The sequence below is a fragment of the Leptospirales bacterium genome (assembly GCA_019694655.1).
Classification (GTDB): Bacteria; Spirochaetota; Leptospiria; order Leptospirales; family Leptonemataceae; genus SSF53.
The window spans coordinates 43802-58553 of sequence record JAIBBN010000002.1 but is presented as its reverse complement, the minus strand read 5'-3'; the positions used below and the strand labels follow the sequence as shown (position 1 = coordinate 58553).

Annotated in this window: 9 protein-coding genes; 1 reads left to right on the top strand and 8 read right to left on the bottom strand. The window is 57.6% G+C overall.

The features are described 5' to 3' along the window. Nucleotides 1-123 precede the first annotated feature (123 nt). Both K1X75_03480 and K1X75_03475 read right to left on the bottom strand, forming a co-directional pair. Entirely contained in the window at nt 124-2721 is a 2598-nt protein-coding gene (locus K1X75_03480; GenBank protein ID MBX7057102.1) for a hypothetical protein, read from the bottom strand. Between the two features lie 85 nt (nt 2722-2806). Next, entirely contained in the window at nt 2807-3862 is a 1056-nt protein-coding gene (locus K1X75_03475; protein ID MBX7057101.1) for a sensor domain-containing diguanylate cyclase, read from the bottom strand. 138 nt (nt 3863-4000) lie between these two features. On the opposite strand from K1X75_03475, the gene K1X75_03470 reads away from it, so the two are divergent. Further along, nucleotides 4001-4336: a hypothetical protein gene (locus K1X75_03470; protein MBX7057100.1), complete on the top strand. Its 336-nt coding sequence runs from the start codon at nt 4001-4003 to the stop codon at nt 4334-4336. 36 nt (nt 4337-4372) lie between these two features. On the opposite strand, the gene K1X75_03465 is transcribed toward K1X75_03470, so the two are convergent. The 6 genes from K1X75_03465 to K1X75_03440 all read right to left on the bottom strand — a co-directional run bounded on the left by K1X75_03465 (nt 4373) and on the right by K1X75_03440 (nt 14734). Then, the gene (locus K1X75_03465) at nt 4373-6934 is read right to left on the bottom strand and encodes a hypothetical protein (GenBank protein ID MBX7057099.1); all 2562 of its coding nucleotides are present in this window, start codon (nt 6932-6934) and stop codon (nt 4373-4375) included. After that, complete coding sequence (locus K1X75_03460; GenBank protein ID MBX7057098.1) at nt 6915-8009, bottom strand: VWA domain-containing protein; 1095 nt, start codon at nt 8007-8009, stop codon at nt 6915-6917. Before K1X75_03460 ends, K1X75_03465 begins: the two co-directional genes overlap by 20 nt. Before the next feature lie 54 nt (nt 8010-8063). Continuing rightward, nucleotides 8064-8777 (bottom strand): hypothetical protein, encoded by a 714-nt coding sequence (locus K1X75_03455; protein MBX7057097.1) that lies wholly within the window; start codon nt 8775-8777, stop codon nt 8064-8066. Between the two features lie 35 nt (nt 8778-8812). Beyond that, on the bottom strand, nt 8813-9838 hold the full coding sequence (locus K1X75_03450; protein ID MBX7057096.1) for a hypothetical protein: 1026 nt from the start codon (nt 9836-9838) through the stop codon (nt 8813-8815). 127 nt (nt 9839-9965) lie between these two features. Further along, nucleotides 9966-12002, bottom strand: a complete 2037-nt coding sequence (locus K1X75_03445; GenBank protein MBX7057095.1) for a cytochrome C oxidase subunit II — start codon at nt 12000-12002, stop codon at nt 9966-9968. Between the two features lie 221 nt (nt 12003-12223). Then, complete coding sequence (locus K1X75_03440; GenBank protein MBX7057094.1) at nt 12224-14734, bottom strand: PBP1A family penicillin-binding protein; 2511 nt, start codon at nt 14732-14734, stop codon at nt 12224-12226. Nucleotides 14735-14752 lie beyond the last annotated feature (18 nt).

Sequence of the window (14752 nt, the reverse complement as noted above, 5' to 3'; positions counted from 1 at the left end):
TAAAAAAAGCTCCTCATCCTGAAAAGCCCGGCGATACACCGCCGGGCTTTTTGCTTGCAGTCCCCTGCCCGCGCGCCTGAGCGCGCCAGAATTATCGTTCAGGGCGACGATCGCTTTCAGCGCCTATTTTGCAGCCGCCTTTTCTTTCAAGGTTAGCTGGGCCACAGCCAGCAGCGCGATCGGCACGCTGTAAGCGGAACAGGAAACGTAACTCAGGCCAGCCTGGCGACAGAACTCAATGTTGGCCGGGTCCGCGCCGTGCTCGCCGCAAAGTCCAAGCTTGATATCGGGGCGCGTCATGCGCCCGCGTACCGCCGAAAGTCCGATCAATTCTTTCACCGCACCGCCCAGCACCTGGAAGGGATTGTTTGGCAGAAGGTCGTACTCGGTGTAGGCCGGGAAGAAGCTATTCACATCGTCGCGGCTGAGACCGAAAGTCGTCTGCGTCAGGTCGTTCGTGCCATAGCTGAAAAACTCGGCATAGCGCGCCAGTTCGTCGGAAAGCAGGGCCGCCGCCGGCAATTCCACCATGGTTCCAACCTTGTATTCGATGTGCACGCCCTCCGCCTGAAAGACTTCGCGAGCGACATCGACAATACCGCGGATGTGCTTGCCTTCGATTCGCTTGCCGTTGCGCAGCATGCTGAGTTCCGACGGATTCATGACAATGGGGATCATGATTTCCGGAATAACTTCCACGCCTTCTTTGCGAAGCTTGCAGGCCGCTTCGAGAATTGCGCGCACCTGCATCTCGTAGATTTCAGGATAGGTGATTGCGACGCGACAACCACGATGACCGAGCATCGGATTGAATTCGTGCAGGCGTTCGATGCGGGATTCGATTTCCTCGCGATCCGGGCTATGGCCCTTCTTCTGCAGATATTCGAGATAATCCTTTAGCACGCCCTCATTGCGCGGCAAAAACTCATGCAGTGGAGCATCGAGCAAGCGGATGGTCACCGGATAGGGCGCCATGGTGCTGAACAGATCATAGAAATCCTGGCGCTGTACGGGACGCAGGTCTTCCAATGCGCGCAGACGCTCCTCGCTGTCTTTAGCCAGAATCATCTCGCGGAAGCGCATGATGCGGTCTTCTGCAAAGAACATGTGCTCCGTGCGGCACAGTCCAATGCCGTATGCACCCATGGTCTTGGAGACTTTGGCATCACGGCCCAGGTCTGCATTGGCGCGCACCACAAAGGATGGATCTATGTGACGCCGGATGACCTCGATGAATTCTACGAGACCATTCGATTGGATGTCCGGGTTGATCAATTGCGCCTTGCCAAGAAAAATCGCCGGGGCCTTATAGAAGGGAACATCCATGGTTACGTAGTCGCCTTCTTTCACCACAACGCCGTTCAGTTCGAACTGCTTCCCGTGGATGCGAATCGCGGGGTTGACGATGCTCACTTTGCCAAGCGAGCGCGCCACCACCGGCGCGTGCGAGGAGTAGCCGCCCTCGACCGATATCACGCCCTGCCCAACTTCAATGGCTTTCACATCTTCAGCAAAGCTCGCTTCAACCATCAAGATCAGCCGACTGTCCAGGCCTTTCAGGGTGGCTTCGCGATGGGCCTCCATCAGCGAGTCAGCGGAAAAGAATACGCGCCCGACAGCGGCGCCGGGCGAACCGGCCAGACCGCCCTCGACCTTGGGAATGCCCTGAATCGAAGCGGCGTCTACCACAGGGTGCAGTAAGGTCGCCAGCTGGCCCGGCGGAATCTGCTGCACCACCCAGGACTCTTCCACCACTCCTTCCTTCATCAGGTCGAGCAGCGTCTTGATGTGCGCCTGCGTGGACTTGTTATCTTCCTGGGTCTGGTTGATCAGCCAGATCTTGCCGTTTTCAACTATGAACTTCACCTCGCGCAGTTCGCGAAAGCGGTGCTCCAGAGTGCGGCCGATTTTTTTCAATTCCTCCAGATAGACAGAGTCAAGCTGATTGATATCCAGGCCGTCGCGATCCAGGGTATAGGCGTGCTGCAGAAAGCTGCCCTGCAGTCGATTTTCGCCAGATACAGTATTGCGCGTAAAGAACATGCCCACGATGTCATTGGGCGTCAGATTGCCAAAGACCATTCCCTGAACCATCAGGGCGACGTTGTCATCTTCATCAAGGTCGGCATCGTGGTACTTACGCGCCGCCTCTTTGCAGATCGCTTCCAGCTGCGCCAGTGGATCATCCGGAATGCGCTCCGGTCCAATCAAGTTGCGCATCTCCTGGGCGCAGGCCTTGCGACCATCGACGCTGCGATCGAAACGCTTTTCTATTTCGTCAAACTTTGCGCCGGCGATATCGAAGAGTTTGGTTCCGGCAGTGCGCAACAGATAACAGTACTCGAACCACGCCGCCTCTTCGCCCATAAAGCGAGCAAATCCCGGGATCGTCACCGGGGAGAGGCCCACGTTAAAAACGGTTGGATAGATGGGCAGCGCCAGATTGGAGCTGCAGACGACCTTCAACAGCAGCGGGTTTTCGGCATCGCCATATTTGCGTCCAATGAGTTGCTCGATCGCGGGAATGCCCTGCTGCAGCAGGCCTTTAGGGTCCATCTGACCCAGGCGGGCTGCGGCGCGCGAATCCAGGATGAAGCCAGGCACTACCGGCATTTTTAATTCGGCCAGTTCCAGCGCCCGCTGCCCTCGTTTTCCGGAGCGCCCCCAGACTTCACGGTCGGCGGTACATCCCTGCTGGCTAAAAGCGTAGATCTGGCTCATCCCTTAGACTCCGAGCAACACATTGATTTGCGCCGGGCGGCGCGTGGGGGACATGCACGACCGGCAAGACCGAAATGGCAAACGATTATTGCGCGGTTTCGTACAGGGCGACGCAATTGCGCCCGCGATTCTTGCACAGGTAGAGCGCTTCATCGGCAAGACGTATGAAATCTTCCGTCCCCTGAATCTGTCCATCGTGAAGCGGAAAACTCGAAACCCCGATGGATATGGTGATATGCGCCTCGCGGTCGCCTATGGGGATTGCATTGGTCTCGATGTTCTTGCGAATCATCTCCCCCACTTCCAGCGCCCGCTCCGGACCGGATTGAGGCAATAAAACGCAGAACTCCTCTCCGCCGTAGCGACCCGCCATGTCGTCGCTGCCCAGCCTGTGCACCGTATCTTTGATTACGCGCGCCAGTTCAATCAAGGCGGCGTCCCCGCCCTGATGGCCGTAGTTGTCATTGACCTTCTTAAAAAAATCAATGTCCGACATCAGCAAACTCAAGGGCTGCCCGGTATTCTTACTGCGACGAAATTCCTCCTCCATCCGGGCCTGAAAATAGCTCTTAATGTAGAGCCCGGTCATTCCATCGACCGTGGCCATGGTATGGAGGCGCGCATTTTCGATTGCGATGGCGGCCTGGTTGGCCAGAATCTCGAAGAGGGCCAGATCCTGCTCCGTAAAAAGGTTCCCGTCGCGTTTGTTCAAAACTTGAACTGTCCCGACAATTCGACGTCGCGCCTTAAGCGGCGCACACATCATACTACGCGTAACAAAGCCGGAGCTTTGGTCGGCGCGACGATAAAAGCGGGGATCCGAGGCCGCATCGGCTACCAGCACCGGTTTGCCTTCGCGGGCTACCCAGCCGGCTATACCCTCGCCAAGCTTGAGTCGAATCGTCTTGATTGCCTCGCTCTTCTCGCCTTTGACCGTGTGAAAGTACAGCTCCTGGCTGGCCTCATCCAGCAACATCAGGCTGGATGCCTCGGCCTCCAGCAGATCGCGGGCCAGACCCATCAAGGAATCAAGAACTACGCCAAGATCCAGGCTGGACGATAGCAGCGCATTGAGTTCGAGGGCGCGATGCAATCGCTGGTTTTCCCGCCGCAGTTTTTCCAGCTCGCTGATTGGTTCCACGACGCCTCGCTTGCCGAGTTCGTTGGTATTTGCCGCCGCCCTGGGCTGGATGCAACACCTTTTTCAAGTCGGCCGCCTGCACGCTTCTCTTGCCAGGAGATCAGGCGGATCTAGTGCTGACCGGCGGAGGGCTCGTCCATGGAAGAATTTACTCCCGAATCGCTGCGTGAATACCTGCGCCGCCCACGGAGCCCTGACTTCGAAGAAAAGAATCGACCGGCGCCGGAAAATCCGGCACAGGCGCGCACAGCCAGAGCGCAACGAATCGGCGAGATCTTGCGCAATGCTGGCGCCATGTCGCCGCAACGACAATCAGGGCAGTCCCTGGATGCTCTTGTCCGCCAGAATCTGGCCGAGCTTGTACGCAGCATGATGGAGCAGCAGCACTTTGCAGAATTGGAGTCGATGCTGGAAAATCATGCCCGCTTTATTGCCGATATCCAGCGCCTGCTGAGCGAAAGGCTTCCACAATAGGACGCCTCCACAACGGTCATCTGCCCGCTTTGTTGCTCAGGGGCGCGCATTACGCCTGAGGACTTCCTGCTCGCGATCGCCAAGGACTTTTTTCATTTGCGGCGTTACCGCCAGTCTTTGCATCAACTTGCGGTGTTGTTTTATCGAAGCAGCTACCTCAGCTGACAATCCATCCTGCAGCAGCGCCGACATTTGCCGATCAAGGATCAATAACCGCGCCATATCGCGCCTGTAGAACTTCTGAGCGATTTCCCAGAGATGCTGCCCGCGCTGGACAAGTGCAATGCGTCCATCAGGCAGACGCAAGCGATCGCCCGGAAAAACCAGGTCCGGATCGCGCCGCTGATCGCCGGCGCGATTGATTGGACGAAATCCATTGCGCGATGCAAGCGCGTTAGCATAGAGCAGCACTTCCTGCGCTGGCGCCTGGATTTGGTCCTCGCCGGGCGCCGGTTCTCCGGACTCGACGGCGCCCGGAGGCGCCAGCTGAACTGCGCGCTGCTCGTCAGCGCTGTCACCCCGCAGAGTCGTGCCTGGCGCGCCAGAATCCAGGGATGCCGCCAGCGCCTTGACCGTAAAGAATCCGGCCGTAAAGACCGCCAGTGCAATAGCCGCAATCAGAATTGCTACGGCCGCGCGTCCGGCCCCGCTGAACCACGAACGCAACCGCTCCAGCAAACCGGGCCCCTGCTCTTGCACTGGATCTGGCAAACTGCTGCTCTGGAGTTCCTGACCGATTCCAAGGCCGTTCAGAGTGCGGCGCAGTCGATCCCGCTCCTCGACCAGGAATAGACGGTACTCGTACAACTTCTCCAGCGCCTCAATGCACTGGGCGTAGCCTGCAGGATCGCCAGCTTTGTTGACCTGCTTACTCCACTGACGGACCAGCCTGGGATAGGCCTTGCGGTCGCTTTCTATCGCCGACACCGGCGGCGGGCAGCGCAGCTCCGCGGCTGGCGGCGCAATTGCTTCCAGAATCAGGAAAGCGCCCTGTCCCGGCGCTATGGCGATTCGTCCTCGCAGTCGTGAGCGCTGAGCAAGCAGCTCCGCTGACCGAAAGCGCGCTGGATCAAAGCGCGATTCCGCGCGCTGCAGCAGCTTCTTATGCCGTTCGCTGTACTGGCCAAAGCCCGGCAGCAGGCGCAGGTAGCGCAGGTACTGGGAGACATTGATTGCCGTAACCACATCCGCGGCCGGCGCCTGCAGCGCCAGTTGCTGCAAACCATCGCCCAGGGCTTCTGGCGAAAACTCCAGCCCAAGATGAAGGAAGAGAAGCGTACGCATCGCCTCCTCTTGTTCCGTCCCGTGAAAAGGAGATAGGATGTGTTCGGACAGGCCGCGCAGGGATTCACTGGAATACAGCAGGTATTCCGTTGCGGGAAGCAGCGGGAGCATCGCAGCGCTCAGACGCATTCGATCCAGTAAGGCCTGTCGACCCTCGCCAGGCAGAAGCAAAGTCAATGAGGCGCCGCTTTCTTTCAGCTCTTCGCGATCATTCAGCAGTCTGAGTTCCAGATCGTGAGGCCCGCGAATGTAATCAAAGGAACGCGATTGCCGTTTCCCGCCAAGAGGGGCCACAATCTGCACGGCGCGGTCCAGGTCTCCGCCGGTTCGCCAGCTGAAGGCGACGTGCGAAGCAGTGCGCGAAATATAGAGCTGCACGTCGCGGGCCGTCGGCAAACTGGCGCCGTCGGAGACAAACTGCAGCTTGCTATTGCGGTAGGCCCGTCGCAGCTGACCAAAGGCTTCTTGATCGGCTGTAAATGCCGCGCCGGGGCGCTGCTCTGAATTCTTGCGGCGCAGCGCCTCGGCAAAACCTGGCGCGCTGGCCGAGTAAGACAGAACAGTGTCGACGCGCGCTGGATCGATGGCGTGTTCGAACAAGACCTGATGGTGATCGGCGCTCGGATTGAGCAGGACTCCTGACGCGCCAAAACTCCAGAAAATCTGGTTGGCATTGGCCGACGGAGCATACTCTGGACCCGGCCAGTAGAAGCCGCGCGGGGCCTCGCCCTGTTCCGCTTCCAGCGTTCGCTTGCGCCGCGCCAGCGCGCGTGAGAGCAACTCGTACTCCTTGTCGATTGTCAGTCGAATGCGTCGATTGGCATGATGATCATAGATTCGCGTGGAACCCATCTGCAGCACGGCATCGCCGTTGGTCATGAAGACCGTAGTGAAATGGTCGCGTTTCAGGTCCTGGGCGCGGAAGGCATGGTAGATTACCGGCTGCACCGGCCGTTCTGAGGGCTCGTCAATCTCCGGCATCCCAGCAAAGGAGTAGACCTGATTGACTCGCTCGCGACTGCCAACGTAACGAATCGTCTTTTCTCCGCTCTGAACCGTGGCGCCCAGCCAGGCCAGTTCCAGGCCAAGGTTGCAAGGATCGTCCTCTGGCAGGATTACATATTCAATCTGGCGCAGGATAGCGTCCGGGATTTGACGGCCCGCTCCGATCCGAACAAACGGCCGCACATCATCGGGATGCATGCCGCTGAAAACCAACGCCGTATCGCGATCGATTTGAAATACGCGATCCGATCCGCGCAGTTCACGCAGAAATTCTCGAGCCGCCGCTTTGCTATCTGTCGCTTGAGCCATCGCCATACTCAAAAATGAAATTGCCCAGGCGGAACCTGTCGCCCGGAGATATCAGTCCTTCTGTTTGTTGCGCTAGAAATTCGAATTGTCCGCGATCACTGGCGGCCGGACGTAGAAAATTCTGACCATTCTTTGCCGCCGCTTTCAGCGTAACATTTCGGGCAATAGCGCTGTTGCGCACACGCAAGTCGGCGCCCAGTTTTGCGCCGATGGAAAATCGATTTCGGTCCAGTTTATCCAGATTGTATACAGACTTCACCGGCTGCCCGACTCCCGCTTCATAGTAAACGATGGCGCCGCGCACGCGCCCGCCAGTAGCAATCTTGTAGATTAGCCAGATTACAAAGAGCAAGGCCAGCAAAATGCCGGCCCCAATCGCCGCCCACTGCCAGTTGCTTTTCAGCCAGCGCAGCCAGGCGAAGCGATCGATGTCGTGTGCCACGTCGGCCAGACCGGTACGCTCTCCGGCTGTGGCGCCCTCGCTGCCCTCTACCCCGGCCCCGGCCTGAACGGTTTCGGTGTGCGGCGAGATTCGTCGCAAATTTTCCTCCAGCGCCGGATCTTTCAGTCGTCCCAGACTGATATAGTAGATATAGGCGGCATTCATCTTCTCGTCGGCGCCGGGATCGCGCATCGACGCCAGATCAACATGCTCGCGATTGCGACCGGGAGGAGGATCGTCCTTGCCATCGGACATTACAACGACGAAGGACTCGCGACCGGGGGCGGACTGCGCCCGCTCGGCCACAGCGCGCAGCATGGCGGTCATATCCGTATAGGCTCCGCGCGCCTGAATAGAAGTTACGGCGGTCTCCACCTTGCTGCGATCTTCGGCGCTGCCGATCGATATGGTTTCGCCCACCGCCGCGCTGCGATCGAATTTGACGACCGTAACCGTATCGCCCGGAGCAACTGATTCCAGAAATTCAGGCATCGCCTGCTTAACCTCATCGATCAGGCCGCTGCCTTGCATCGATCCTGAGGCGTCGATGACCAGAATATAGTCCCGGGGCGAACGCGAGCAGGCGGCGAGCGCCAAAAGTAGTACGGTGGCCAGCGCCGCTTTCCTGAACATAAGACCTCGCTACGTCGCCCGCCGGCCTCCGCCCCCGCAAGCGGGCGGCGCCGACTAGTACTGGTTGTATTCCCTGGCGACCTTAACCGTGTCGCGTAGATTCAAATTCAGACGCCCATCGCGGTCAAGATATTCCACAAGCAGGATGTAGAACCAGAGCAGCGTATCCTCCAGCGTCTCAATGACGCGGTACTCGCCGCCCTGCTCCCAATCCTTAATCAACATTCCGCGATCCAGGCAGACGATCATGTCCGGCTCGAAATTTGCCGGGATCTGCTTCTCATCGCCCAGATCTTTCATGTCCTGGCGGAGGAGTAGCAGCGTGCGCTGCGAACTGTAGCCAAACAGAACCGAAAAGACCGGGATGACCCCTTGGTACTCGCGATCTCCGGCATAGAGCGTTTTCATGGCGCGCGTCAGATTCAAATGGGTCGCCAGAGTAGCGGGCGTGAGTTCCGCCTCCAGCGAAAGAAAGGCGTGCAGAGCCTCGCTGGGGACATAACCTCCGGCGGCCTCGATCAACCGCGGGAACCAGCGACGAAAAATGAGCGCATCACAACCGCGACTTAAGAGATGCTTCTTGCTGCGCACCTTCCCGGTAGCTACGGCGAACTCCGCCGGCAAATGTTCGCCCAGAAAGGCAAAGAACTCCTGGAAAAGTCTGAGGTCTCTGTCGCGACCTTGAGGGCGCGGCCCGCTCTGAGCGAGCTGCGCCGCTATGGCACGGCGCAAATCCTCCGACTGTCGGCTGAAATACTCTGAAAACATAGCGGTACAGGATCAAAATCCCGGACCCGTCCAACTTAGAACAGATTCAAAGTTCTGTTTACATCGTGCTTGAGAAAGGCCTCAAAACGCGGCGAGGCGCCCTCGAACAGATACTTTTGAAGCCGGCTGACATTTTTGATCTGCTGTCCGGCAATCTGGAAAAAAATCAGGCCGCCATGCTTCACCTTGCCCCACTTGAACAGCGAATTCAAATCCTGAATCAACTCTGACTCGTGGTAGACGATCACCTTGCTGCCAGCATGCGACTCGTGGTACGATTCGATAATATTCTTCCACGCCTCCACATTTCCGTTGTGGAACAGTTCATTGGTAACCTGTACCGAATACTTCGGCGTCAGCTGCATCTTCTTGCCTGGCGCCGCAGCAGCAGGCGCTGCCGCTGGCGCTGCGGGCGCTGCCGCAGGCGCAGCCGCCGGGGCCGCTGCTCGGGCTGCGGCGTCGCGCGCCGCTTTGGCCTCAGCGTCGGCGCGAGCTTTGGCCATTGCCTCTTCTCGCGCCTTTTCCATCTCCAGTTTGCGGCGGTCGACAAATTCGGGATCGTCCTCGGCGCTCTGCCCGCTGAGCAGTGCAGACATGGATCGTACTGCCTTCTCTGCAATCTCAGCCTTACCGTTGAGATGGCGAGCGTAGATCACCACCAGCTCATCCTTTTTCAAATCGTGAACTTGCTCCCAGTGCTCTGCATTGGCTGGATTGATTGGAGTCGGGCCGACGTTGGGCACATAGTAGACCACGGTCATATCGATGGCATTCCAGTTCTTAAGCCGCTCTACGATAGCCGAGAAGTCTGAGACTGATTCGCGCAAATTGATAGAGCGATAGGCGGCCTTCAATCGCTGCAGAAGAACTACAGAAATAATCGGCGGCGCTTGTTCCCGAACAATTGCTCCGTGTTCCAGCAATTGATTGAGTATCGTCGCAATGTTCTGCCCTTTTTCGACCTGCTCGACCAGTTGACTGACATTGACCAGATGGCGCAGGGCCTGATTGAATGTATCTCGAGCCCCGAGAGCGAAATATTCTTTGGTCAATGCGGGCATAGTTGAACCTCGTTTGCGTCGCCGGCAGATTGCCGGCGCCACAGGATTGCGTCGCCAGGGCATCCTACAACAAAAAAAGCCCGCGGGCCTGAGGGCCTGCGGGCTTTTCGCGGGGCGCCGGAGCGTCTCAGAGCTCCTTCAGACCCATCTCTTTCAGTTTGTCCTCGTAGGAGCGCGGAGTTACGTCCGCAGCGCCTCGAACGGATCCCCCGCCTCCAGAGCTGGGCGGAGGAGTCGGCGAAGAAGGCGCGGCTGGCGGAGCGCCGCCGGCGTCGCCGCCCTCATGAGCCTTGTAGGCCAGAGAGGCTGCACTTTCACCACTGCTTTCCTCGCCAAAGGCCTGGTTGATGTCCGAGCGAACCGTGGAGCGACGGCGCTTGAAGGAGGCAAAAGCCGCATCGGCAAATCCTGCCGAAACGCCATGCAGAAACTCGTTCAATACGTTGGCCATCGCCTTCATGATGTACTGCTTGCGCTTGGTCGTGGTCATATCCACGTCCAGCAGCAGTCCCGGCTGCAGATGGTGCGGGTTGATCTCGTAGATGAACTTGTTGAAGTCTTTGAACAGCTGATTCAGTCGCTCATCTACAACCACGCGCTCCACCGGGTTCTGATAGCCAAACATGTCGTTCAGCTTAGTGCGCAGATACTCCAGGCGCTTCCCGACGTTGGAAATCTCCACCGTGTAGGTGCGGTTGTTCTTCTCTACAAAGGTATTGGCCGGATCGCGGAATTGCAGGTTGTTCCACTGCAACTCGTCTGGATCGCCAAGCAGCTGCTTGCGTTCCCGGACCCATTTCTTCGGCATCAATTCTTCGGTCAGATCCTCGAAGTCCGTCATTGTACGGGACAGGCCAAAGAAGCGCTTTTTCTTCTTTTCGTAGAGGGCGTGCACCACTTCCCAGACCGCGTCCACTTCGCGCACAAATGCCGAAATGCGCGTGTCGTAGATGCGCTTCAGTTCGCGAATTTGGTTTTGATCATAGTAAACCAAGCGCATCGCATAGCGTTCATCCGGCAGGGCCACGTCGTTTTGGTCCTCGTATTCGCGGATTGTACACTCGCGGGCATTCTTCTTGTTATCGCAGAACTGATATCCCAGGCGAGACGTGTCCAGAATCGAGGTCAGCGTGTTTACTGCGGTGTTAAAGCCGCGGTTACGAATGTTCTCGGAGTCGATGATCTTCTTAATTTGCTCGCGCAGATTGAGCGGGTCGTAGTCGTCCTGATCAATCTCGGCGCGCAGACCCTCGATCTTATCCATGAACTTCTTGGCCATAATCGTATAGCGCTTGGAGTTCGGATCGGAGGTATTATCGTCGGTAAACTTCTCAGTCAGTTTGATTTTCTCAAACATGACTTCGCTGTCGCCCATTTCGGCGCGGCCGGTATCGACCAGCTCTTCCTTGAGCTTGTCGATTTCGCGATCGATCAGTTCGGTGATATGCTTGGAAAGCTGCTCTTTGAGCAGATGCTCAACCGTTACCTGATAGTGGAAGATCGGGCTGATCAATTCTGCATCAAGGATATTGATGGAGAGCTTGATATCTGTTACAGTCTTTGGCTTCCAGGCGCTGTCTTTGAACGCGCACTTAACGATGCTGTAGGCATTTTCGCCGCGAACAAAGGCGCCGATATCCGTCTTCTGGCGCAGGATGGCGTTGGTTTCGTTCTCAAGATCGTTCATCCCGCGCTGGATGTGGCCTTGCAAGTGGCCATACATGTTGACCACGGACTTTTCCAGTTCGCCGGTATTGAACTTATCCGAGCCGCCAACCTTATCCAGCAGCTCAACAATTTCCTTGGGCGTGTAACGCGCAAGGCTCTTGATTTCTTCTTTGTCCACAAAGTCGCGGACTTTCTTAATCATTTCATCTTCAACCGTCACCGTGTAACGGTTGAACATGTTCACATAGGCCTGATTGATATAGTTATAGATCTTGTCCTCAATCGACGCCATGATGTCGACATCTTTGAGAACTTCAGGCGGCAACTTGGTTTGCGTGTATTCAGAGATGTAGCGCGCAGTCTCATCTATGATCTTTTTTGCTTCCGCTGGTTTATCGCGTCCCTCCCAGACCAGCGAGGTCCGGGAACCGACCGCACTCGGGATAACCGGGTCGATTTTGTTAGGGCTTTTGGGGAACAGTCCCGCACCTGCCATTGTATAGCCTCCGAATAGCTCCGTCGATGAAGAGGGGTGACTGCAAAGGGTTATCGGCCGGCCCTGGTTTTACAACAAAAAAAACCCTTGGCAAGCGTCCGACGCCCTTTGCAGCGAAAAAAAGCGAAAACAGGGAACATAATTCCCAGAAGATTGCAGTGCTCGTTTATCAGGCGCCCTCGAACCTGGGCGCGACCAGTGAAGCTTTGGCCGGCGACAGATTAGCGGAGTTCGTCCTCACGAAAAATGCTGCCTTCATCGTTGTGCAGGGCCGGCGGACGTCGCACGGCGCCGCTTTCTGCAGTTTCCTCTTCGCCCACAGAGGTAGGTTGCGTACCGGGGAGAAAAATTTCGCTCAGGGTTTCCGGACAGGATGGTCCAGGCAACATCCCGGTTGCTTCACAGACATTCACCTGCACTACGTTTGAACCGGGAAACGAGAAGGCACGGACGGCTTCATGCCGCAACGCACGACTCATATACCGACCCCAGACCGGCGCCGCCAGTCCGCCGCCAGTCGCCGCCGAACCAAGGCTCATCGGATTGTCGAAACCAACATACATGGCGGTGACCAGCTCCGGCGTATAGCCAACAAACCAGGCATTGGTACCGCGGTTCGTAGTACCGGTCTTACCCGCAGCAGCTCTGCCTGGCAGGCTTGCGCCGCGACCTGTTCCACTGGCGACTACGTCCTGCAACATAGACGTCATGATTTGCGCGACGCCTGGGGAAACTACCTGGCGACCGCCCTGCTCCTGACGCTCATCGCGATTGTCGAGGATGATGTCGCCTTCCGGCCCGCTTACATAGCTGATCGAATAGGGACGCACCTGCCGTCCATTGGAGGCAAAAACTGCATAGGCCCTGGCCATTTCCAGCGGCGTCACTGCGTAGCTCCCAAGAGCAACAGCCGCCTCGCGCGGCAGCCGACGTCGCGGCGTTGCTTCATCCATCTGCAGCAGCTTTTCAGCCGTCGGATTGATTGCGCCCGGTCCAACCTGTTCGTAGACACGCACGGCGACGGCGTTCTTGGAGAGTGTAAGCGCCTGACGCAAGCGAATCAAGCCTGCATAGTCGCCGCTGTAGTTTTCCGGCGAGTACTCGGAGAGATCCTGACCGACGAAAGTCACCGGCGAATCATCAATCAATGTGGACGCTGTCAAACGCAACCGTGCATCGGCATGGGTTCCGCCATACTCAATGGCCGAAGCGTAGATCAGCGGCTTGAAAGCGGATCCAGGCTGCCGGCGGGCGCGAACGAACCGCAGCTGCTGGTTACGCGGCGCAAATCCAGATCCGCCAACCATGGCTGTGATCTCGCCGCTGTAGGGTCGAATACTGATCAGGGCGCCCTCGACGGGCTGCACCTCTTCCACGGCTTCAACCCCCTCGCTGCCATAAAATTCCAGCGCCCGCAAGATATTGGCGTCGCCGCTAAGCCCGCTGAGCATTTCCAGTTGCGACTGCATTTCCTCCACAAAGCCGCGCATAAGCTGGCGTTCATCGCGGCTGATTCGGCTGCGAAAGGGCGCGGCGCCAAACAGTGCGCTGTTCCAGCTGGCCAGCTCGCTGAATTCGCGATCGAAGGCGTCAAAATTGCGAAAAGGCGGCCGGCGGCGGCTCTCAGTCTGCTGACGCAGGAAGGGCGAGAAGGTCTGGTCGGCGGCCTCCTGATGATCGATCTGGATGGTAGTATAGATCCGATAGCCGCCGGTGTAAAGCCGGCTGCCAAGTCTCGGCAGAAGCATCTGGCGTACATATTCTGTTACATATGGAAACCGATTCAACCTCTGGTTGAAGGCGCTATCATTGGGCGAGCGATCCAGCGTTGCATAAAAATTCTGGTCCAGCTGGCGAAACTCCGATTCCGCCTCAGCAGCGCTGAGATAGCCGCTTTCCACAAGCTTGGCAAAAACGATCCGGACCTTGCGAATGGAGGCCTGCGGATTCTTGAAAGGACTGAATTCCTCCGGCCTGGTGGTCATTGAGGCCAGTACCGCCGCCTCTCCCCAGCTCAATTGATCGTAGCTCTTCCCAAAATAGAACTGACTGGCCGCTTCCACGCCATATGCGCCCATTCCCAGCGGTACCGTATTCAAGTAGATTTCCATGATGCGACGCTTGTCGTAACGCAGCTCGAACAGGGTTGCGATAAATGCCTCGCGCACCTTGCGCACCAAACTGCGATCAGCGTTAAGAAAACGCAGGCGTGCAACCTGCTGAGTAATGGTACTGGCGCCCTCCTTGACCTCGCCCGCCAGCAAGTTCACCGCCATGGCGCGCAGAATTCCCTGCATATCGACGCCCGGATGGTAGAAGAAATCATTGTCCTCCGTTGCCAGAAAGCAACGTACTACCTTAGAATCAAGGCCGCTGGGACCGGCGGCCGGAAGCTCAATGACTCGACGCGCGTGCTGGTAGTACTCGGCAATTGGTTCGTATTTCCCCTCCGAGTTCAAGGCATAGACTATGGAAGGCTCGTCGTAGCGGTCATAGCGCCAGACCAAAAAGAAATCAGCAGGCGTGGCTGCGATTAATACGCCGGCGGCAGCGAAGCAGCCAGCCAGCGCTGCTGCTGCTCGCAGCAGAGCGGCATCGTCGCGCTCTCCCAGCAGCCGCCGCCAGTATCTGGAAAACCCATGAAAGATCACGCGCGAGAGCAGTCCGCTTCGCCCTGGAGGACCGAAGAGCCCGGCGCGGTAGCGCGCCTCTGCCGAAATCTTCTGCTGCATCACTTGCCTCGGGCCCCC

Coding starts and splice junctions, on each gene's coding strand:
- K1X75_03455 (MBX7057097.1), bottom strand. CDS start 8,777: ATGTTTTCAGAGTATTTCAGCCGACAGTCGGAGGATTTGCGCCGTGCC.
- K1X75_03450 (MBX7057096.1), bottom strand. CDS start 9,838: ATGCCCGCATTGACCAAAGAATATTTCGCTCTCGGGGCTCGAGATACA.
- K1X75_03460 (MBX7057098.1), bottom strand. CDS start 8,009: ATGTTCAGGAAAGCGGCGCTGGCCACCGTACTACTTTTGGCGCTCGCC.
- K1X75_03470 (MBX7057100.1), top strand. CDS start 4,001: ATGGAAGAATTTACTCCCGAATCGCTGCGTGAATACCTGCGCCGCCCA.
- K1X75_03465 (MBX7057099.1), bottom strand. CDS start 6,934: ATGGCTCAAGCGACAGATAGCAAAGCGGCGGCTCGAGAATTTCTGCGT.
- K1X75_03480 (MBX7057102.1), bottom strand. CDS start 2,721: ATGAGCCAGATCTACGCTTTTAGCCAGCAGGGATGTACCGCCGACCGT.
- K1X75_03440 (MBX7057094.1), bottom strand. CDS start 14,734: ATGCAGCAGAAGATTTCGGCAGAGGCGCGCTACCGCGCCGGGCTCTTC.
- K1X75_03445 (MBX7057095.1), bottom strand. CDS start 12,002: ATGGCAGGTGCGGGACTGTTCCCCAAAAGCCCTAACAAAATCGACCCG.